The following is a 19,866-nucleotide window of genomic DNA, read 5'->3' as shown; positions in this document are numbered from 1 at the left end:
GAAAGGAGTTTCACAATGAGAGAGTCAAGTATTAAACGTACAACAAACGAAACGGATATTGCATTAGCCATTGGAATCGATGGAGAAGGAAAAGCGAACATTGATACAGGCGTTCCTTTTTTAAATCATATGCTCGATTTATTTACAAAACACGGACAGTTTAACCTTGATGTAAAAGCAGATGGAGACACGGAGATTGATGATCACCATACAACGGAAGATATCGGTATTTGCCTTGGTCAAACGTTCAAAGAAGCGCTCGGTGATAAAAAAGGAATTAAACGCTATGGGAATGCTTTTGTACCAATGGATGACGCTTTGGCTCAAGTCGTAGTGGATTTAAGCAATCGTCCTCATTTTGAATTTAAAGGTGACATTCCCGCGTCGCGCGTCGGTACATTTGATACAGAGCTTGTGTATGAATTTTTATGGAAATTTGCATTAGAATCTCGCATGAATGTACATGTAATTGTACACTACGGTAAAAATACACACCACATTATTGAAGCGGTATTTAAGGCATTAGCACGTGCTTTGGACGAAGCGACAACGATTGATCCGCGTGTCAAAGGTGTGCCTTCCACGAAAGGGATGTTGTAAATGATTGGCATTATCGACTATGGGATGGGCAACTTATACAGCGTAAGTAAAGCTCTTGAACGATTAAACTATGACTATATTATCTCCGCAGATCCTGCAGAACTAAGAAAGGCAAAAGGGCTGATTCTTCCTGGAGTTGGAGCATTCAAAGATGCGATGGAACAGCTGAATCAAACAAAGCTGACGGACTTTATTAAAGAAGAAGTAGCAAAAGGAATGCCTTTGCTTGGAATTTGTTTAGGTATGCAGCTTTTATTTGAAGAAAGCGATGAGAACGGCGTAACAAAAGGACTGGAACTGTTAAAAGGGAGAGTGGAGCGTATTCCCGGCATTACTGCCAAAGGACAGACATATAAAGTTCCGCATATGGGCTGGAACTCTTTAGATTTTCATCAGCAGTCTGCTCTGCTTGATGGAATCAGTGAAGGTCACGTGTACTTTGTTCACTCTTATTACGTAAAAACAAATGATCAAGACGTGCTTTTAGCAACAAGTCCTTACGATGTTGAAGTTCCAGCAGTTGTTGGAAAAGAACACGTATTTGGCACTCAATTCCACCCTGAAAAAAGCAGTGCAATCGGAATGCAAATGCTGCAAAATTATGCAAACTTCTTAGAGAAAAGGAGCCCATCGTATGAGCAAATTTGAAATATATCCAGCCATTGATATGCGCGGAGGAAAGTGCGTCCGTTTGCTTCAAGGAGATTACACAAAAGAAACAGTGTACGGAGATTCTCCGGTAGATATGGCCACACAATTCGCAAGTGAAGGCGCTCAGTGGATTCACATGGTTGATCTGGACGGTGCAAAAGCGGCCAAGCGTGTGAATGATGAATTTGTGCTAGGCGTGAAAAAGAAATTAGATGTACGTGTGCAAATTGGAGGAGGCATTCGCTCAGAAGCTGACGTTGCTTACTATTTAGAAAACGGAATTGACCGCGTTATTTTAGGAAGTGCAGCTATTTCTAATCCTGAATTTGTGAAAAAAATGCTGAAGGAATATGGTGCGTGTATTGCTATTGGTATTGATGCACGTGATGGCTATGTTGCAACGGAAGGCTGGGTGGAAACATCTACAATCAAAGCGACAGAACTAGGAAAAGAATTGGCTAATGCTGGTGCGGAAACATTTATTTTCACGGATATTTCTACTGATGGTATGCTGTCTGGTCCTAATGTGGAAGGAATTGTTGAAATGGCTAAGGCTACTGGAAAAGGTGTGATTGCATCAGGGGGAGTTAGTAAACTTGCTGATCTAGATGCACTAAAGAAATATGAAGCTGACGGCGTTATTGGTGCGATTGTAGGGAAAGCACTTTATACCAATAAGTTTACAGTAGCTGAAGCACTTCAAGAGGTGAAAGCGTAATGATTACAAAACGAATCATTCCTTGTTTAGATGTAAAGGACGGCCGTGTGGTAAAAGGAGTTCAGTTTGTGGAACTTCGAGATGCAGGAGATCCTGTAGAGTTGGCGAAATTTTACGATGAAGAAGGCGCAGACGAATTAGTCTTTTTAGACATTTCTGCTTCTCATGAAGGACGCAAAACGATGGTACATGTTGTAGAAGAAGTAGCATCTCAGCTAGCGATTCCTTTTACGGTGGGCGGAGGAATTAATGCATTAGAAGATATGAAAAGAATGCTTCGTGCTGGTGCAGACAAAGTGTCATTAAATACAGCGGCCGTACTCAATCCAACACTGATTACAGAAGGGTCCGATTTTTTTGGAGCTCAGTGTATTGTGGTAGCCATCGATGCTAAGTACGATGAAAGCTTACAATCATGGCGAGTCTATACACACGGAGGCCGCAACGCAACGAACTGGGAAGTAATCGACTGGGCAAGAGAAGCAGTGAAGCGCGGTGCGGGTGAGATCTTGTTAACGAGTATGGATAAAGACGGTGAAAAGTCAGGGTTTGATTTAGCATTAACCAAAGCAGTCAGCCAAGCGGTGAGCGTTCCTGTTATTGCTTCTGGCGGCGCAGGAAATGGTCAAGATTTTGTCGATGCGTTTGAAAAAGGGGAAGCTGACGCGGCTTTGGCGGCTTCGATCTTTCACTATAAAGAAACATCTGTAAAAGAAATTAAAAGCTATGCAAAACAACAAGGAGTGAGCATTCGATGACGATTGAAAACATTAAATTCAACAGTGATGGACTTGTGCCAGCTATTGTACAAGATGCTGTGAGCAAAGAAGTTTTAACATTGGCTTATATGAACGAAGAATCACTTCAAAAATCAATTGATACACGTGAAACATGGTTTTACAGCCGTTCTCGACAAGAGTTGTGGCACAAGGGCGCAACCTCTGGAAACACACAAAAAATTGTGAGCATGGCATATGACTGTGATGCCGATTCTCTTGTTGTAAAAGTGGAGCCTCAAGGTCCTGCTTGTCATACGGGCGCTTACAGCTGCTTTAATGAAACAATTCTTGGCGAAAATAAACAAAACGATAATCGGTTTGCTATTATTAATGAGCTAGAAGAAGTAATCGCTAAGCGTGAAGCTGAAATGCCAGAAGGAGCTTATACGACGTACTTATTCGATAAAGGCGTAGATAAAATCCTCAAAAAAGTAGGAGAAGAAGCTGGTGAAGTGATTATTGCAGCAAAAAATCGTGACCATGATGAGCTGAAGTGGGAAGTTGCAGATTTATTGTACCACGTACTTGTTTTACTTCGTGAGCAAAAGCTGCCTTTAGACGATGTCCTATCAGTATTAAAAGAGCGTCACTCTAGCTAATAGCTACATAGTGAAAGGAGAGAAGGAGTTGTCTCATTTTAGATAAAAGAGGCAAAACCTTCTCTTATTTGTGTCAAGAAACGACTGCTTACAGGCTCCTTTTTTGAATAGAGGTATTAAACTTCTTGGCAAATGTGATATACTACGAACGTCGAAATTATCAACTTATTTGGAGGGCTTAATGGAAAAACACTCAAAAGTAATTCAAAAAATGGCACAAGTAATTCCATTTTCGCAAACGGGTGACTTCTATTTCGAAAAAGCGCTGCAGGCGTTTGAAGAAGAGGAGTCGGATAAAGCGCTCAAGTATTTAACGCGTGCAAACAAAGAGAATGCCCGTAATCCACAGCTTCTTACAAACGTTGGAGTAGCTTTAACGGAGCAGGGAGATTATCAAGATGCCAACGAGCTTTTTCTCCATGTGATTCATCATATGGACGATAAATTAGGAAGCTGTTACTACTATATAGCCAACAGCTATGCGCATCTTGGACTGTTTGAAGAATCAAAAAAATACGCGATGTATTACATTGAGCATTTTCCAAATGGTGACCTCTTTCGATCGGCTACAGATCTGTTAGATTTACTATCAATTGATGTGGATGAAGAAGATGAAGAGCCTAAAAATCAGCTAGGCGACATGCTGATTATAAAACAAGAACAAGCAAAACGACTGCTTGAAGCAACGAATTTTGAAGAAGCAGTGGATTTGTTAACTGAAATAATTGATGAGTATCCAGAATTCTGGTCTGCATATAATAATTTAGCGTTAGCTTATTTTTATTTAAATAAAATTGATGAGGCAATGGATTTGCTGAATGAAGTATTGGAAAAAAACCCTGGAAATCTTCATGCGTTATGCAATCAGCTGATTTTCTATTATTATTGCCATAAGCATAAAGAAGTTGAGGAGCTTACAGACGGGCTTAGCCGCGTTTATCCAATGTCATTTGAACACCGCTATAAGCTTGGAGCAACATTTGCATTGATTGGTCAATACAAACTATCATACAGATGGTTAAAAAAGCTTTATACACAAGGATTTCAAGGAGACAACTCATTTCATTATTGGCTCTCATATGCCTCTTACTATACTGGACGTGAAGCGTTCGCTAAAGAAATGTGGAAGCTGGCATTGGAAGACGTTCCTGATAAAGAAGGAGAGGAGCCTTGGAGCATCAGTCAAAAAGCTGCGAAGGTTTTTCAATCGAAAGTGGATGTTACAGCGAAAAAGAAGTGTGCAACAAAAAATGTTCACGATCAGCTTTACAGCTTGTATATGGCAAAAAAGCTTCCTGAACAGCAGCGTCTGCTTCTTTTAGAAGAAATCAAGTCGTCCATACATATGAGTACACTTTTGGATGAAGTATATACGTATGTATGGCAGGATAAACAACATGTGATTTTTGAGGTGGCAGATGTTATTGAACTGGAGATGGAATCGCAGAATGAAAGTGATACCCAGGATCTTTTAAGCTTTTGGTTTTATGTATATGTACAGGTATATAAACAATCCTATGATTTTCAGCATGTGAACGTAAATGCATGGGCCGCAGCCGTCACATATATATGGGCGAAAGAAAAAAGGCAGGCTATTACTCAAGCCGATGCGGCAAAACAATATTCCATTTCCGCTGCAACAGTTAGAAAGTACAGTAAAATTGTGAATACGTTATTAAATTGAGCAAAAAAATAGACGGTAATAGGAAGAACATATTAGGATAGTGGTAACGAAATAATTATCCATAAATTTGGAATCAACTACGAAGGAATTTCCTAAAAGGAGTGTAAAGCAATGACAGAAGAAAAAATTTATGATGTCATTATTATTGGGGCAGGTCCAGCAGGTATGACTGCTGCTGTATATACATCTCGTGCAGATTTATCAACACTAATGATTGAACGCGGAATTCCAGGCGGTCAAATGGCTAATACAGAAGATGTAGAAAACTATCCAGGTTATGATCATATCCTTGGCCCTGACCTTTCTAACAAAATGTTTGAGCATGCAAAAAAATTCGGTGCGGAATATGCGTACGGTGATATTAAAGAAATCATCGACGGAGAAGAATACAAGACAGTTCGTGCAGGCAGCAAAGAATATAAAACACGTTCAGTAATCGTTGCTACTGGTGCAGAATATAAAAAATTAGGCGCGCCAGGAGAAAAAGAACTAGGCGGCCGCGGCGTATCTTATTGTGCTGTATGTGACGGCGCATTTTTTAAAGGTAAAGAGCTAGTCGTTGTAGGCGGTGGAGACTCTGCGGTTGAAGAAGGCGTATATTTAACACGCTTCGCAACAAAAGTAACAATTATTCACCGACGCGATGAGCTTCGCGCGCAGAAAATCCTACAGCAGCGTGCATTTGACAACGAAAAAGTTGATTTTATTTGGAATACAACGGTCAAAGAAGTAAATGAAAAAGACGGTAAAGTAGGCAGCGTAACGTTAGTAGACACAAAAACAGGTGAAGAGCGCGAGTTCGGTGCGGAAGGCGTATTCATTTATGTTGGAATGGTTCCACTAACAAAACCATTCGAAAGCCTAAACATCACGAATAAAGAAGGATATATTGAAACGAACGAGCAAATGGAAACAAAAGTACCAGGTGTGTTCGCAGCTGGAGACGTTCGTGAAAAGGCTCTTCGTCAAATTGTAACAGCTACAGGTGATGGCAGCATTGCTGCTCAAGCGGCTCAGCACTATGTAGAAGAGTTAAAAGAAAAGTTAAAAGCTATTCAGCAATAAGGCTGAAATCAATCTTTTACAAAACGTAATTCGGTTTTAACTGTTCTGTAACACCTGTGAAACATTGATGGGGTACTATATAGATAGTAATTGACCCCCTTTTATAAAATATATGTATGTCGGGCATAGGACGTGTTCCTATGCCTCTTTTTTGTGACTATAACAGATTGAATTTCCGTATATAACAGCAATGGATCATTTTCAGAAAATTTAGTAATAGTTAGTTCATCTCCGTTGTGAGAGAAGTTTGTTTCGTAGTATAATAAAAGAAAATGTCAGTATACATATGATGAGGTGGAAAACATGCAAAGGGTCACAAATTGTGTATTAATGAAAGACGATAAAGTATTGTTGCTTCAAAAGCCACGAAGAAACTGGTGGGTGGCCCCGGGTGGGAAAATGGAGCAAGGAGAATCTGTAAAAGACTCTGTTGTGAGAGAATTTCGTGAAGAAACGGGAATTTATTTGAAAAATCCCACTGTAAAAGGTATCTTTACTTTTACGATGAAAGAAAACGATCAAATTTCATCTGAATGGATGATGTTTACTTTTTTTGCTACAGATTTTGATGGGACAAATGTGCTAGAATCAGAAGAAGGCAAACTCGGTTGGCATAATTTGAGTGAAGTAAGTGAATTGCCGATGGCACCGGGAGATCATCACATTATCGATTATGTAGCAAAAGGGTCGGGTGTTATTTATGGCAACTTTACGTATACAACGGATTTCGAGTTATTATCTTATCGAATTGATCCTTGTTAATGATAAATAGACATGTATGCATAGATTGAGGGGGATGGAAAATGAGTACTGGGTCTGTAAGCGATATTCAATTAGTGATTATTACTGGAATGTCAGGTGCAGGAAAAACAGTAGCAATTCAGAGTTTTGAAGATTTAGGGTTCTTTTGTGTAGATAATTTACCCCCTACATTGCTACCGAAATTTTTAGAACTCATGAAAGAGTCAGGGAATAAAATGAATAAAGTTGCTCTTGTTATGGACTTGCGAGGCAGAGAGTTTTTTGAAAGCCTGTTTGAAGCATTAGATAACATGAGTGAAACAACGTGGGTCACGCCACAAATTTTATTTTTAGATGCAAAAGATTCTGTATTGGTGACGCGCTATAAAGAAACGAGACGTTCACATCCGCTAGCTCCTTCGGGTTTACCTTTAGAAGGAATTGGTATGGAACGTGAGCTTCTTGAGGAGTTAAAGGGAAGAGCTCAGCTTATTTATGAGACGTCAGAGTTAAAACCAAGAGAGCTTAGAGAAAAGATTTTAACTCAGTTTTCGTCGCACGCTTCACAGGTTTTTACTGTTAATGTGATGTCGTTTGGTTTTAAATATGGTGTACCTATTGACGCTGATTTAGTCTTTGATGTGCGCTTTTTGCCAAACCCTCACTACATTGACCATATGCGTCCTAAAACAGGGCTTGAAGAAGAGGTTTCTTCTTACGTATTAAAATGGACGGAAACTCAAAAGTTCATTGAAAAAGTAGTAGACTTACTTTCGTTTATGCTTCCACAGTACAAGCGAGAAGGTAAAAGCCAGCTGGTCATTGCTATAGGATGCACAGGCGGACAGCATCGCTCCGTCACATTAGCTGAATATTTAGGTCACCATTTCCAGAATGAATACAAAACTCATATTTCTCATCGTGACATTGAGAGGAGAAAGGAAAATCATAGATGAGCAGTGAACAGCTTCCAAAAGTTGTCGTCATTGGGGGAGGAACGGGTTTACCAGTGCTGTTAAGAGGGTTGAAGGAATACCCTCTTGATCTTACAGCCATCGTAACCGTAGCAGACGACGGGGGAAGTTCTGGCCGATTGCGCGATGAACTTGAAATCCCTGCTCCTGGTGATATTCGAAATGTTCTAGTTGCTTTATCTGATGTAGAGCCACTAGTTGAAGAGCTTTTTCAGCATCGATTTGATACAGGAAATGAGCTTACAGGCCATTCTCTTGGCAATTTGTTGCTTGCAGCTATGACGTCTATTACTGGCGATTTTGTGCATGCTATACGAGAAATGAGCAAAGTACTAAACGTCAGAGGGAAAGTACTTCCAGCAGCTAATCAAAGTGTTGTGCTGCATGCGGAGATGCAAGATGGATCCATCGTAACAGGTGAATCTAAAATTCCAGAAGTTAATAAAAAAATTAATAAAGTATTTTTATCGCCCGCCGATGTGAAACCGCTTGTCGAGACAATAAAAGCGATTCGACGAGCTGATTTAATTGTGTTGGGGCCCGGAAGTCTTTATACAAGTATTTTGCCGAATTTACTGGTGCAGGATATTTGTAACGAGCTTTGTTCGACAAAAGCAAAGAAAGTGTACGTATGCAACGTGATGACGCAGCCGGGTGAGACATTGGGCTTTAAGGCAAGTGATCATATTAAAGCGCTTTACAATCATATGCCTTGTGCATTTTTAGATGCGATTATCGTCAATAATGCACCTATTCCAGCACCTTTGAAAAAGAAATACCAAGTAGAGCAGGCTCAGCCTGTAGAATATGATCGTGAAGTATTGCTAAAATTAGGGTTAGAAGTGATTGAAGATCAAATTATTCAGTATGACGGCAGCGTAATTAGGCATGATACAAAAAAAGTAGCAAAGCTTGTGTATTCTATGCTGACATCGCTGCAAGGTAAAACGAATACGGGTGTTTAACACTATTTCCGTATGTAGATTGGAGGTGAAGTTATGTCATTTGCATCAGAAACAAAAAAAGAGTTAACGAATTTAGAAGTCAAAGATTGCTGTGCAAAAGCAGAGCTTTCTGCATTAATTCGAATGAATGGTTCACTTTCTTTTTCGAATAAAAAATTCACGGTTGATGTTCAAACAGAAAACGCAGCGATTGCTCGGCGCATTTATGTCCTGCTTAAGAAAAATTATGATGTTTCAGTAGAACTGCTTGTGCGTAAGAAAATGCGGTTGAAAAAAAACAATGTGTATATTGTTCGATTAGTAGAGAAAACGAGAATGCTTTTGGAAGACTTAAAAATTGTAGAAGAAGGATTCACGTTTACACATCGTATTTCACCAGAGCTAGTGCAAAAAAAATGCTGTAAGCGATCCTACTTAAGAGGCGCATTTTTAGCCGGCGGTTCTATTAATAACCCAGAGACATCATCGTACCATCTTGAAATCTTTTCATTGTATGAAGAGCACAACGAAGCTTTATGCAATTTAATGAACGAATTTCAATTGAATAGTAAAACATTAGAACGGAAAAAAGGCTATATTAACTATTTGAAAGAAGCTGAAAAAATTACGGAGTTTCTAAATATCATTGGAGCCCATAACGCTCTGTTACGGTTTGAGGATGTAAGAATCGTCCGAGATATGCGAAATTCCGTTAATCGCTTAGTTAATTGTGAAACAGCTAACTTAAATAAAACGATCGGAGCGGCTATTCGTCAAGTGGAAAACATTCGTTATATTGATGAAACAGCTGGATTAGACATCTTACCAGAAAAGCTAAGAGAAATTGCTCGTTTGCGTGTGGAATACCAAGACGTTACGTTAAAGGAGCTTGGTGAGATGGTATCTGGAGGTCAAATTAGCAAATCGGGCATTAACCATCGGTTGCGTAAAATTGACCAAATAGCAGACAAGCTTCGCGCCGGTCAGCCAGTCACATAAGGGGAATTGCAAGGGGGAGGATTTTATCATGGAAAAACAAGTAGAAGTAAAATTAAAAACGGGATTACAGGCTCGTGTTGCGGCACTATTTGTGCAAGAAGCAACTCGTTTTACATCTGATGTGTACTTGAAGAAAGATGAGAAAGTAGTCAACGCTAAAAGTATCATGGGGTTAATGAGCTTAGCGATTAATAATGGGTCTCTTATTACGCTCATTGTTGAAGGGGTAGATGAAAAAGAAGCAATGGATGCGTTAGTAGCTTACGTAGAGAACGATGCATAAAAAAGCCTTTCCCAAAGTGGGAAAGGCTTTTTTCTTATTTAGGGTCGTTTTCTAATACTTTGTCAATTAGACCGTATTCTAAAGCGCGTTCAGCAGTCATGAAATTATCACGATCTGTATCACGTTGTAGCACTTCTAACGGTTGACCTGTACGCTCAGCTAAAATTGAATTTAGTTTTTCGCGTAAGAATAGAATACGTTTTGCCGCAATTTCGATTTCAGTAGCTTGTCCTTGAGCACCACCAAGAGGTTGATGAATCATTACTTCGCTGTTTGGAAGAGCAAAACGTTTGCCCTTTTCACCAGCAGCCAGTAAGAAAGCACCCATTGATGCAGCCATACCGATACAAATTGTAGAAACTTTTGGCTTAATGAATTGCATCGTATCGTAGATAGCCATTCCAGCTGTAATAGAGCCACCTGGACTGTTGATATAAAGTGAGATATCTTTTTCTGGGTCTTCAGCAGCTAAGAATAGAAGCTGAGAAACGATTGAGTTAGCTACATTATCGTCAATAGCACTACCTAAAATAATAATGCGGTCTTTTAATAAACGTGAATAAATGTCATAAGCACGTTCACCACGGTTTGTTTGTTCAATAACTGTAGGAATTAAGTTCATATTAAATTCCTCCTTAACAAGAATAATTTGTTATGTACCTATAATACACGTATGGTCAATAAAGGTCAAACAAAAGAACCTCTACTACACATATTCGCTTAAAAGACTATGTATTCCTCTTTGACATTATTAAAATTTTTCCCCCTTCTAAAAAAAATAAACGTAGTATTCTATTGAAAAGAGAAGTTTTCTCTCCTATAATGGAAGTTGTGACAAATATGCCCTCGTAGTGTAGTGGATAGCACAAGAGATTCCGGTTCTCTTAGGGTGGGTTCGAATCCTGTCGAGGGCGTCTTAAAACGTTGCGGATTACGCAACGTTTTTTATTTTGAGTAAAAAGGCTCATCTTCTCAAAAAATAATATTTATTTTCCTCCTATAACCCTTTATACGCGTAAGGAAGCAAGAAATTAATTCCATTGTACCGGTTGCGGAATTTGTCAGAATACTATAAAACAGTATATAAGGAAAAGAAACACGGAGGAGGAATAAATATGAAATATATGAACAAACTTTTCATTGTCAGTGCATCGGTAGCACTATTGCTGTCTGCATGCGGGACGAACGAAGATTCTGCTCAGCCGAAGTCTAATGATCAAGCAGAAAATGTTCAGCAGGACACAGCTTCTAAATCTGATCAAACATCAGGCGCTGCAAAAGAAGATTCGAAAAAAGATGCGGATTCTTCCGAGGTCTCAGCCAAACCTTCAGGAAGTCAATCATCAACTAGCGAAACAGCGGATGATGAACAGTCAACGTCTTCTTCAGAAACAAAACTAACAAAAAGCCCAGAACAAGATTATTCTATTCAAGTAATGGACGGTTATAAACTAACGGGTGAAGAACCAGGAAAAGATGCGTTAGTATTAACTTCAGATGATTCTCAATTTATGCGTATCGAAATGCTTTCATCAAAAGCATCGATGGACGACGCTGCTCAATCTGTTAAACAAACGGCAACAGCAGTTAATAAAAATGCAGCAGAGAAAAAGAATCTTGAAGAGAATGGAATCTTCAAAGATTCTGTTTGGTATGAAGCCACATCTGGCGATCATACGGTAAACGCTGTGTTGGTTAAAGGAAAGAAACCAATGAAGCTAACCATCTTCACGAAAAATGACGAAGAAAACTTGGACAAGTTTATGCAAATGGCACAAACCATTCAATAAGTAATTTTTCTATATATTATACACATGCAGAAAATTCGACATGACGAAGAAAACGTCATGTTGGATTATTACTCGGATCATGTGGTTGGTGCGAATTATAATGAAAAGTTATAAAGGTGCATAGCTCTATTACTTTTTTGATGGTTAGTAATTAAAAATAGGATGAACCGCTTCGTTAACAAAGGTTGACGGAGATTTTTTGATGAAAAAATTACATATAAAAAATAGTTACATGCTCTTTGAAAGCGTTTTTATAGTAAAATAGATGAAGGGGAGGGGAGAAATAATGGAGATTGGATTATTTCAGCAGCAGTCGTTAAAGCTGACGATGTCAAAAGAATTATCACAAGCTATTTCTCTTTTACAATATTCATCGATGGATATTGTAGCGTTTTTACATGAGCAGGCGCTTCAAAATCCGCTTATAGATTTTTCAGAGCTGCCCGTCTATACATCTCACAATCAAAAAAATCATGCAACTTCTGATTCAACAGATTATATGAGCAGTATACCAGCTCCTAAAGAAACGCTGTACGAACATTTAATGAATCAATCCGCATTGTTAAAATTAGATGAATGTGAGCAGGCAGCCGTTGAGTTTGTTATTCATAGTCTGGATGATGCTGGCTATTTGCACGATGAGTTAATCATACTTGCTAACCAGCTTGGCCAAGGTCAAGAGCAGGTTGAAAAGGCTCTCCAGCTTGTGCAGCAGATGGACCCGGCAGGAGTAGGGGCAAGAAGTTTACAAGAGTGCTTAATGCTTCAATTAAAAAGGAATAATCAATGGACAGAAAAAATAGAGCAAATTTTGACACATCACTTTGAGGAATTTGCGTATAAAAAATGGATGAAAATCTCAAAGTTATGTCAAATCTCACTTGAAGCTCTTCAACAATTACATGAACAGATTAAGAAATTAAATCCTCGTCCTGGATCGTTTTATATGAAGTCCAATGAACGATTCATTGTACCGGATTTTATTGTGAAAATTGAAGATGGAAATGTCGTTGCTTATGCAAATGAGGATTTGGAACCTCGACTTTCAGTGAATGAACAATACAAACTTCAGCTGAAAAATAGGCAGAACCAAGAAATGTTTTCTTATTTGCAAGAGAAATATCGTGAATTCCAATGGATTATGAAAAGTTTACACACACGCAAAGATACATTAAACGCATTAATGAATACCTTACTCGTTGAACAAGAAGCATTTTTTAAAAAGGGTCCTTCGTATTTGAAGCCGTTAACAATGAAGGAAGTAGCGGAACAAACGTCTGTGCATGAATCAACGATTAGCCGTGCTACTCGGCACAAATATATTCAAACGCCTTTTGGCACCTTTTCAATGAAATCTTTTTTCTCAACTAGTATTCAACTGGGCAACAACGAAGCGACTTCTACAACTCACGTAAAAGAACTGCTTAAAAAGCTAGTAGCAGAAGAAAACAAACAGCGTCCGCTTTCAGATCAGCAGCTGGCTAACGTCTTGCAAAGCAATTATAACGTTACTATTTCAAGAAGAACGGTAGCCAAATATCGAGACCAATTAAACGTTCTACCATCCAGTCAACGAAAACTTTTTGTGACGCAGTAAAGGAGTGAGAATGTGGAAGTCGTACTGTATACCAAAAATGGCTGTCATTTATGCGATGATGCAAAGAAGCTGCTTGCAGAGATGCAGTCTGAGTTTCCCTTGCAGCTTATTGAACGAGATATTTACAAAAACGATGAGTGGCTGGAAAAGTATCACCTTGCGATTCCTGTAGTAGAAATGGATGGAGAAGAAGTGGAATATGGAAAAATAACAGGTATTCCATTAAGAAAACGCTTACTTTTAAAAATAGGCAACACATGAGTTGAATAAAGGATTCACTCCTGTTAGAATAGATTTTGTAGCAGGGTGAATTTTTTTTGCGCAAAGTGGGACATAATATGTCTATACGGGACAAAATATGTCCAGCGAGTTTATGCCTTAAGGGGATTTTAACATGCGTTCTTTAATAGAAGTACAACGAAAATTATTACCTGAACTTCTCTCAGTTATGCAAAAGCGCTATCAAATCTTGCAATACATACGTTTAATGCAGCCGATTGGCCGCAGAAACTTAGCTGTAAGCCTTGGGCTAACAGAACGTGTGTTACGAAGCGAAGTAACATTCTTAAAAGAACAAGATTTGATTGACATTTACCCTAGTGGGATGACGCTTACAAACGAGGGAGAACTACTTCTAGCTGAATTAGAAGAAGTAATGAAGGAAGTTTCAGGACTTCGATTATTGGAAACAACATTAAAAGAGGCGTTTTCTTTATCAGAAGTTGTTGTTGTATCTGGAGATAGTGATCAGTCTCCTTGGGTCAAAAATGAAATGGGTCGAGCATCTGTTTCGTGTATCAAGGAGCGCCTTGTTGGTGAAAAAAATACCGTTGCTGTTACAGGTGGTACAACGCTTGCCGCCGTTGCCGAAATGATGACACCTGATTCAAAACACCCTGATATACTTTTTGTACCTGCTCGCGGAGGGCTAGGTGAAAATGTACAAAACCAAGCAAACACGATTTGTGCTAAGATGGCTGAAAAGTCCATGAGTCACTATCGCTTGCTTCATGTTCCAGATCAGCTTAGTGATGAAGCATACCGATCCATTATCGGTGAGCCATCTATTAAAGACATGCTTCATTTAATCAAGTCCGCTGGTATGGTTGTTCACGGAATAGGAGACGCTATGACAATGGCAGAACGCCGTAAAACACCACAGGCTGACTTAGAAAAAGTGAAAAATGGACATGCTGTAGGTGAGGCATTTGGATACTATTTTAATCATCAAGGCGAAGTTGTTCATAAAGTTAAAACAGTTGGCATACAACTCGATGATTTAAAGAACAATAAATGTGTTATTGCTGTTGCAGGAGGTTCATCAAAAGCAAAGGCAATTAAAGCGTTTATGCAACAAGCGCATGATTCGATTCTCATTACAGATGAAGGCGCCGCAAAAGAGTTAGTAAGGGATTTTAATTAATCCCTCATATAAAAAATACTTTTTACATTCAAGGAGGAAATACCCATGGCAGTAAAAATTGGTATTAACGGATTTGGTCGTATCGGCCGTAATGTATTCCGCGCAGCTTTAAAAAATGATAACGTTGAAGTAGTAGCAATCAACGACTTAACAGATGCTAACATGCTTGCTCACCTTTTAAAATATGATTCTGTACACGGAAAATTAGATGCAGAAGTAGTAGTAGATGGTAGCAACTTAGTAGTAAACGGTAAAACAATCGAAATCTCTGCTGAACGTGACCCAGCTCAATTATCTTGGGGCAAACAAGGCGTAGAAATCGTTGTTGAATCTACTGGATTCTTCACAAAACGCGCTGACGCTGCGAAACACTTAGAAGCAGGAGCTAAAAAAGTAATCATCTCTGCTCCAGCATCTGACGAAGATATCACAATCGTAATGGGTGTTAACGAAGACAAATACGATGCGGCTAACCACAACGTAATTTCAAACGCTTCTTGTACAACTAACTGCTTAGCGCCATTTGCTAAAGTGTTAAATGACAAGTTCGGTCTTAAACGCGGAATGATGACAACAGTTCACTCTTACACAAACGACCAACAAATCTTAGACTTACCACATAAAGATTACCGTCGTGCTCGTGCAGCTGCTGAAAACATCATCCCAACTTCAACTGGTGCTGCTAAAGCTGTATCTCTAGTATTACCTGAATTAAAAGGTAAATTAAACGGTGGAGCTATGCGTGTTCCAACTCCAAACGTTTCTTTAGTAGACTTAGTTGCTGAACTTGACAAAGAAGTAACTGTTGAAGATGTAAACAACGCTCTTAAAGAAGCTGCTGAAGGCGATCTTAAAGGCATCCTTGGTTACAGCGAAGAGCCACTAGTATCTGGTGACTACAATGGTAACATCAACTCTTCTACAATCGATGCATTATCTACAATGGTAATGGAAGGTAACATGGTTAAAGTTATCTCTTGGTACGATAACGAGAGCGGATATTCTAACCGTGTAGTAGACCTTGCTCAATACATCGCTGCTAAAGGACTATAAGAATAACTTAAAATTCGCTTCTATTTGATTCAATAAGACAGAAATCGACTAGACTTTCCTTTTTTATTGGATATCTGAAAATAGAACGACTATAATAAGACTTGCTAAGGAAGAGAGGGGCATACCCCCTCTTCCTTGATTTATGTATTGGCTTCTACATGAAAAAGCATCATAAGCAGCTAACTGGAGTTTCACTTTATATAGAAAGGCGCCAATATATAAAATGAAATGTACGGTGGTTTGTGGATTGATGATTACATAGAAGCCTACTTGCTTAGTACCATAAATACTTAAGGAGGCCTTTTAACGATGAACAAAAAAACGTTGAAAGACATCGATGTAAAAGGAAAGCGAGTATTTTGTCGCGTAGACTTTAACGTACCAATGAAAGACGGAAAAGTAACAGACGAAACTCGTATTCGTGCAGCTATTCCTACTATTCAATATTTAGTAGAACAAGGTGCAAAAGTAATTTTAGCTAGCCATCTTGGACGTCCAAAAGGCGAAGTTGTTGAAGAATTACGTCTAAATGCTGTTGCAGAACGTTTACAAGCTCTTCTTGGTAAAGACGTTGCAAAAGCTGACGAAGCTTTTGGCGAAGAAGTAAAGAAAACAATCGACGGTATGAGCGAAGGCGATGTTTTAGTACTTGAAAACGTACGTTTTTACCCAGGTGAAGAGAAAAACGATCCTGAATTAGCAAAAGCATTTGCTGAATTAGCAGACGTGTACGTAAACGATGCATTCGGTGCAGCTCACCGTGCGCATGCTTCAACAGAAGGAATTGCACAACATATTCCAGCAGTAGCAGGTTTCTTAATGGAAAAAGAGCTTGATGTGCTTTCAAAAGCATTATCAAACCCAGAACGTCCATTTACTGCAATCGTTGGTGGAGCAAAAGTTAAAGACAAAATCGGTGTAATTGACCACTTGCTTGATAAAGTAGATAACTTAATCATCGGTGGAGGACTTTCTTACACATTTATTAAGGCACTAGGCCATGAAGTAGGTAAATCACTTCTTGAAGAAGACAAGATTGAACTTGCAAAATCTTTCATGGAAAAAGCTAAGAAAAACGGAGTAAACTTCTACATGCCAGTGGACGTGGTAGTAGCAGATGACTTCTCAAATGATGCTAATATTCAAGTTGTATCAATTGAAGATATTCCAAGCGATTGGGAAGGCTTAGACGCAGGACCGAAAACGCGTGAAATCTATGCTGACGTAATCAAAAACTCTAAGTTAGTTATTTGGAATGGACCAATGGGTGTATTTGAATTAGATGCATTTGCTAACGGAACAAAAGCAGTAGCAGAAGCTTTAGCAGAAGCAACTGACACATATTCAGTAATCGGCGGAGGAGACTCTGCAGCAGCTGTTGAAAAATTCGACTTAGCTGATAAAATGAGCCATATTTCTACAGGTGGCGGTGCGTCACTAGAGTTTATGGAAGGTAAAGAACTTCCAGGCGTAGTTGCATTAAACGATAAGTAAGTTTATGTTTCAGTAAGACGGAGGACCGACCTGACGACTGATAATATAAAAAATTATCAAGCAGCGAAGATGGATGACCAAGAGATAAAAGGGACCGAATTACTTTTAACAGCACCCTCTTGGACATCCAACGCGTGAAGGGAAAACCCACAATAAACAAAGGACGGTGTTATACATGCGTAAACCAATTATTGCAGGAAACTGGAAAATGAACAAAGTACTTTCTGAAGCAACTAGCTTTGTTGAAGAAGTAAAAGGAGCAGTACCATCTCCTGAAAGCGTAGAATCAGTAGTATGTGCACCTGCACTATTTTTAGATCGTTTAGTAGAAGCGACTAAAGGCACAGACTTAAAAATTGGTGCACAAAACATGCACTTTGAAGAAAACGGTGCGTTCACTGGAGAAGTGAGCCCTGTTGCTTTAGCAGACTTAGGTGTGAACTATGTCATTTTAGGACACTCTGAGCGTCGTGAAATGTTTGCTGAAACGGACGAAACAGTAAACCAAAAAACAATTGCTGCATTCAAACACGGTTTAACACCAATCGTTTGCTGCGGTGAAACAAACGAAGAGTACGAACAAGATCAAACAAAAACAGTTGTAGCTAATCAAGTACAAAAAGCATTAGCTGGTCTAACTGATGAGCAAGTAAAACAAACGGTTATCGCATATGAGCCAATCTGGGCAATCGGTACAGGTAAATCTTCAACTGCTGAAGGTGCAAACGAAGTTTGTGCATACATCCGTAGCGTTGTTGCAGAACAATTCTCTCAAGATGTTGCAGATGCTGTACGTATTCAATACGGAGGTAGCGTAAAACCTGCTAATATTAAAGAATATATGTCTCAATCAGACATTGACGGAGCTTTAGTAGGTGGAGCAAGCTTAGAAGCAGATTCTTTCTTACAGCTTTTGGAGGCTGGTAAGTAATGAGTAAAAAGCCAGTAGCATTAATCATCTTAGATGGTTTTGCATTACGCGATGAAGATAAAGGTAATGCGGTAACACATGCAAAAAAACCAAACTTCGACCGTTTCTGGAACGAGTATCCTCATGCTACACTTCAGGCGTCTGGAGAAGCTGTAGGCTTACCAGAAGGCCAAATGGGTAACTCTGAAGTAGGTCACTTAAACATCGGCGCAGGCCGAATTGTGTACCAAAGCTTAACTCGTGTAAACGTAGCAATTCGTGAAGGCGAGTTTGAACAAAACGAAACGCTTCTAGCAGCTGTAAAGCACGCAAAAGAAAAGGGTACAAACCTTCATCTTTTCGGGCTTTTATCTGATGGCGGTGTACACAGTCATATCGAACATCTATATGCATTATTGCGTCTAGCTAAGAGTGAAGGCTTAGAAAAAGTCTACATTCATGGCTTCTTAGATGGTCGTGACGTAGCACCTCAATCTGCTGAAACGTATTTAAAAGAACTTAATGAAAAAATTGAAGAGTACGGCGTTGGTGAAATTGCAACACTTTCAGGACGTTACTACTCAATGGACCGCGACAAACGCTGGGAGCGCGTAGAGAAATCATACCGCGCAATGGTGTACGGCGAAGGTCCATCATATACAAGCGCTGAAGAGTGCGTAAAAGATTCGTATGACAATGGAATCTATGACGAATTCGTTTTACCTTCTGTTATTACAAAAGAAGACGGATCGCCAGTTGCGACAATTCAAGACGAAGATGCAGTTATTTTCTACAACTTCCGTCCGGATCGCGCAATTCAAATTTCAAATACGTTCGCAAACGAAGATTTCCGTTCATTTGATCGCGGTGAAAAACATCCAAAAAACTTACATTTTGTATGTTTAACTCACTTCAGCGAAACAGTTGACGGATATGTAGCCTTTAAGCCAATTAACTTGGATAACACGCTTGGTGAAGTATTATCTCAAAATAACTTAAAGCAGCTTCGTATTGCCGAGACAGAAAAATATCCTCACGTAACGTTCTTTATGAGCGGTGGACGTGAAGCAGAGTTTCCTGGTGAAACACGTATCTTAATCGATTCACCAAAAGTAGCAACATATGACTTGAAACCTGAGATGAGTGCTTATGAAGTGACGGACGCGTTGCTTGCAGAAATCGAAGGCGATAAGCAAGACGCTATTTTATTAAACTTTGCAAATCCTGATATGGTAGGCCATTCAGGTATGTTAGAACCAACTGTAAAAGCGATTGAAACAGTAGATGAGTGCTTAGGCAAAATTGTAGATGCAATTTTAGCTAAAGGCGGTACAGCAATCATCACAGCAGACCATGGTAATGCTGATGAAGTGATTACGCTTGAAGGTAATCCAATGACGGCTCATACAACGAATCCTGTTCCAGTAATCGTAACCAAACAAGGCTTAGAGCTTCGTGAAGACGGTATTCTAGGAGATCTAGCTCCTACGATGCTTACTCTTCTAGACGTAGCACAGCCAAAAGAAATGACAGGTAAAACATTAATTAAATAATTAATTATA

Annotated in this window: 21 protein-coding genes and 1 tRNA gene; 21 read left to right on the top strand and 1 reads right to left on the bottom strand. The window is 39.3% G+C overall.

Annotated elements, in window-relative coordinates; translation table 11 throughout:
• Window positions 1–15 precede the first annotated feature (15 nt).
• The 12 genes from hisB to JNUCC25_RS25395 all read left to right on the top strand — a co-directional run bounded on the left by hisB (window position 16) and on the right by JNUCC25_RS25395 (window position 10,037).
• Complete coding sequence (gene hisB, locus JNUCC25_RS25450; RefSeq protein ID WP_013059719.1) at window positions 16–600, top strand: imidazoleglycerol-phosphate dehydratase HisB; 585 nt, start codon at window positions 16–18, stop codon at window positions 598–600.
• Window positions 601–1,248 (top strand): imidazole glycerol phosphate synthase subunit HisH, encoded by a 648-nt coding sequence (gene hisH, locus JNUCC25_RS25445; RefSeq protein ID WP_029319318.1) that lies wholly within the window; start codon window positions 601–603, stop codon window positions 1,246–1,248. It begins immediately after the preceding gene.
• Window positions 1,235–1,969 carry a 1-(5-phosphoribosyl)-5-[(5-phosphoribosylamino)methylideneamino]imidazole-4-carboxamide isomerase gene (hisA, locus tag JNUCC25_RS25440; RefSeq protein WP_029319316.1) on the top strand — a complete coding sequence of 245 codons (735 nt, stop codon included), beginning with the start codon at window positions 1,235–1,237 and terminating at the stop codon, window positions 1,967–1,969. The genes hisH and hisA overlap by 14 nt, the downstream gene beginning before the upstream one ends.
• Complete coding sequence (gene hisF, locus JNUCC25_RS25435; RefSeq protein ID WP_013059716.1) at window positions 1,969–2,727, top strand: imidazole glycerol phosphate synthase subunit HisF; 759 nt, start codon at window positions 1,969–1,971, stop codon at window positions 2,725–2,727. Before hisA ends, hisF begins: the two co-directional genes overlap by 1 nt.
• On the top strand, window positions 2,724–3,347 hold the full coding sequence (hisIE, locus tag JNUCC25_RS25430) for a bifunctional phosphoribosyl-AMP cyclohydrolase/phosphoribosyl-ATP diphosphatase HisIE (protein WP_013059715.1): 624 nt from the start codon (window positions 2,724–2,726) through the stop codon (window positions 3,345–3,347). The genes hisF and hisIE overlap by 4 nt, the downstream gene beginning before the upstream one ends.
• A gap of 181 nt (window positions 3,348–3,528) precedes the next feature.
• Window positions 3,529–5,031: a tetratricopeptide repeat protein gene (locus JNUCC25_RS25425; protein ID WP_029319314.1), complete on the top strand. Its 1,503-nt coding sequence runs from the start codon at window positions 3,529–3,531 to the stop codon at window positions 5,029–5,031.
• Window positions 5,032–5,142: 111 nt separating this feature from the next.
• Window positions 5,143–6,096 (top strand): thioredoxin-disulfide reductase, encoded by a 954-nt coding sequence (trxB, locus tag JNUCC25_RS25420; protein ID WP_029319313.1) that lies wholly within the window; start codon window positions 5,143–5,145, stop codon window positions 6,094–6,096.
• A gap of 303 nt (window positions 6,097–6,399) precedes the next feature.
• Window positions 6,400–6,858 (top strand): 8-oxo-dGTP diphosphatase, encoded by a 459-nt coding sequence (locus tag JNUCC25_RS25415; RefSeq protein WP_013059712.1) that lies wholly within the window; start codon window positions 6,400–6,402, stop codon window positions 6,856–6,858.
• Between the two features lie 41 nt (window positions 6,859–6,899).
• Window positions 6,900–7,793, top strand: a complete 894-nt coding sequence (gene rapZ, locus JNUCC25_RS25410) for an RNase adapter RapZ (protein ID WP_013059711.1) — start codon at window positions 6,900–6,902, stop codon at window positions 7,791–7,793.
• Complete coding sequence (locus JNUCC25_RS25405) at window positions 7,790–8,776, top strand: gluconeogenesis factor YvcK family protein (protein ID WP_013059710.1); 987 nt, start codon at window positions 7,790–7,792, stop codon at window positions 8,774–8,776. The genes rapZ and JNUCC25_RS25405 overlap by 4 nt, the downstream gene beginning before the upstream one ends.
• A 33-nt stretch (window positions 8,777–8,809) precedes the next feature.
• Entirely contained in the window at window positions 8,810–9,754 is a 945-nt protein-coding gene (gene whiA, locus JNUCC25_RS25400) for a DNA-binding protein WhiA (protein ID WP_013085390.1), read from the top strand.
• A 28-nt stretch (window positions 9,755–9,782) separates the two neighbouring features.
• Entirely contained in the window at window positions 9,783–10,037 is a 255-nt protein-coding gene (locus tag JNUCC25_RS25395; RefSeq protein ID WP_013059708.1) for an HPr family phosphocarrier protein, read from the top strand.
• A 34-nt stretch (window positions 10,038–10,071) separates the two neighbouring features.
• Here the strand turns inward: JNUCC25_RS25395 and clpP are convergent, their stop codons facing one another.
• Window positions 10,072–10,659: an ATP-dependent Clp endopeptidase proteolytic subunit ClpP gene (gene clpP, locus JNUCC25_RS25390; protein WP_013059707.1), complete on the bottom strand. Its 588-nt coding sequence runs from the start codon at window positions 10,657–10,659 to the stop codon at window positions 10,072–10,074.
• Window positions 10,660–10,879: 220 nt separating this feature from the next.
• Between clpP and JNUCC25_RS25385 the strand changes: the two genes are divergently transcribed.
• The 9 genes from JNUCC25_RS25385 (at window position 10,880) to gpmI (ending at window position 19,857) form a co-directional block, all read left to right on the top strand.
• Window positions 10,880–10,951 (top strand) — tRNA-Arg (locus JNUCC25_RS25385).
• A 201-nt stretch (window positions 10,952–11,152) separates the two neighbouring features.
• Window positions 11,153–11,827 carry a hypothetical protein gene (locus tag JNUCC25_RS25380; RefSeq protein ID WP_053487807.1) on the top strand — a complete coding sequence of 225 codons (675 nt, stop codon included), beginning with the start codon at window positions 11,153–11,155 and terminating at the stop codon, window positions 11,825–11,827.
• Between the two features lie 286 nt (window positions 11,828–12,113).
• The gene (gene rpoN, locus JNUCC25_RS25375; RefSeq protein ID WP_013059705.1) at window positions 12,114–13,424 is read left to right on the top strand and encodes an RNA polymerase factor sigma-54; all 1,311 of its coding nucleotides are present in this window, start codon (window positions 12,114–12,116) and stop codon (window positions 13,422–13,424) included.
• Between the two features lie 12 nt (window positions 13,425–13,436).
• Window positions 13,437–13,685 carry a glutaredoxin family protein gene (locus tag JNUCC25_RS25370; protein WP_025601476.1) on the top strand — a complete coding sequence of 83 codons (249 nt, stop codon included), beginning with the start codon at window positions 13,437–13,439 and terminating at the stop codon, window positions 13,683–13,685.
• A gap of 133 nt (window positions 13,686–13,818) precedes the next feature.
• Window positions 13,819–14,847, top strand: a complete 1,029-nt coding sequence (locus tag JNUCC25_RS25365; protein ID WP_013059703.1) for a sugar-binding transcriptional regulator — start codon at window positions 13,819–13,821, stop codon at window positions 14,845–14,847.
• Window positions 14,848–14,892: 45 nt separating this feature from the next.
• On the top strand, window positions 14,893–15,900 hold the full coding sequence (gene gap / locus JNUCC25_RS25360; RefSeq protein WP_013059702.1) for a type I glyceraldehyde-3-phosphate dehydrogenase: 1,008 nt from the start codon (window positions 14,893–14,895) through the stop codon (window positions 15,898–15,900).
• A gap of 309 nt (window positions 15,901–16,209) precedes the next feature.
• Window positions 16,210–17,394 carry a phosphoglycerate kinase gene (locus JNUCC25_RS25355; RefSeq protein ID WP_064472188.1) on the top strand — a complete coding sequence of 395 codons (1,185 nt, stop codon included), beginning with the start codon at window positions 16,210–16,212 and terminating at the stop codon, window positions 17,392–17,394.
• Window positions 17,395–17,569: 175 nt separating this feature from the next.
• Window positions 17,570–18,325 carry a triose-phosphate isomerase gene (gene tpiA / locus JNUCC25_RS25350; protein WP_013059700.1) on the top strand — a complete coding sequence of 252 codons (756 nt, stop codon included), beginning with the start codon at window positions 17,570–17,572 and terminating at the stop codon, window positions 18,323–18,325.
• Complete coding sequence (gene gpmI, locus JNUCC25_RS25345) at window positions 18,325–19,857, top strand: 2,3-bisphosphoglycerate-independent phosphoglycerate mutase (RefSeq protein WP_029319301.1); 1,533 nt, start codon at window positions 18,325–18,327, stop codon at window positions 19,855–19,857. Before tpiA ends, gpmI begins: the two co-directional genes overlap by 1 nt.
• Window positions 19,858–19,866: the final 9 nt, after the last annotated feature.

This window comes from Priestia sp. JNUCC 25, assembly GCF_053667915.1.
This window is presented reverse-complemented; position numbering and strand designations above follow the sequence as displayed.

Excerpts from the sequence above, each read along its gene's own strand:
- clpP (WP_013059707.1), bottom strand. The coding sequence starts at position 10,659 with ATGAACTTAATTCCTACAGTTATTGAACAAACAAACCGTGGTGAACGT.
- JNUCC25_RS25395 (WP_013059708.1), top strand. The coding sequence starts at position 9,783 with ATGGAAAAACAAGTAGAAGTAAAATTAAAAACGGGATTACAGGCTCGT.
- rapZ (WP_013059711.1), top strand. The coding sequence starts at position 6,900 with ATGAGTACTGGGTCTGTAAGCGATATTCAATTAGTGATTATTACTGGA.
- JNUCC25_RS25415 (WP_013059712.1), top strand. The coding sequence starts at position 6,400 with ATGCAAAGGGTCACAAATTGTGTATTAATGAAAGACGATAAAGTATTG.
- JNUCC25_RS25380 (WP_053487807.1), top strand. The coding sequence starts at position 11,153 with ATGAAATATATGAACAAACTTTTCATTGTCAGTGCATCGGTAGCACTA.
- gpmI (WP_029319301.1), top strand. The coding sequence starts at position 18,325 with ATGAGTAAAAAGCCAGTAGCATTAATCATCTTAGATGGTTTTGCATTA.
- JNUCC25_RS25405 (WP_013059710.1), top strand. The coding sequence starts at position 7,790 with ATGAGCAGTGAACAGCTTCCAAAAGTTGTCGTCATTGGGGGAGGAACG.
- hisF (WP_013059716.1), top strand. The coding sequence starts at position 1,969 with ATGATTACAAAACGAATCATTCCTTGTTTAGATGTAAAGGACGGCCGT.
- hisA (WP_029319316.1), top strand. The coding sequence starts at position 1,235 with ATGAGCAAATTTGAAATATATCCAGCCATTGATATGCGCGGAGGAAAG.
- rpoN (WP_013059705.1), top strand. The coding sequence starts at position 12,114 with ATGGAGATTGGATTATTTCAGCAGCAGTCGTTAAAGCTGACGATGTCA.
- tpiA (WP_013059700.1), top strand. The coding sequence starts at position 17,570 with ATGCGTAAACCAATTATTGCAGGAAACTGGAAAATGAACAAAGTACTT.
- gap (WP_013059702.1), top strand. The coding sequence starts at position 14,893 with ATGGCAGTAAAAATTGGTATTAACGGATTTGGTCGTATCGGCCGTAAT.
- hisH (WP_029319318.1), top strand. The coding sequence starts at position 601 with ATGATTGGCATTATCGACTATGGGATGGGCAACTTATACAGCGTAAGT.
- JNUCC25_RS25365 (WP_013059703.1), top strand. The coding sequence starts at position 13,819 with ATGCGTTCTTTAATAGAAGTACAACGAAAATTATTACCTGAACTTCTC.
- whiA (WP_013085390.1), top strand. The coding sequence starts at position 8,810 with ATGTCATTTGCATCAGAAACAAAAAAAGAGTTAACGAATTTAGAAGTC.
- hisIE (WP_013059715.1), top strand. The coding sequence starts at position 2,724 with ATGACGATTGAAAACATTAAATTCAACAGTGATGGACTTGTGCCAGCT.
- hisB (WP_013059719.1), top strand. The coding sequence starts at position 16 with ATGAGAGAGTCAAGTATTAAACGTACAACAAACGAAACGGATATTGCA.
- trxB (WP_029319313.1), top strand. The coding sequence starts at position 5,143 with ATGACAGAAGAAAAAATTTATGATGTCATTATTATTGGGGCAGGTCCA.
- JNUCC25_RS25355 (WP_064472188.1), top strand. The coding sequence starts at position 16,210 with ATGAACAAAAAAACGTTGAAAGACATCGATGTAAAAGGAAAGCGAGTA.
- JNUCC25_RS25425 (WP_029319314.1), top strand. The coding sequence starts at position 3,529 with ATGGAAAAACACTCAAAAGTAATTCAAAAAATGGCACAAGTAATTCCA.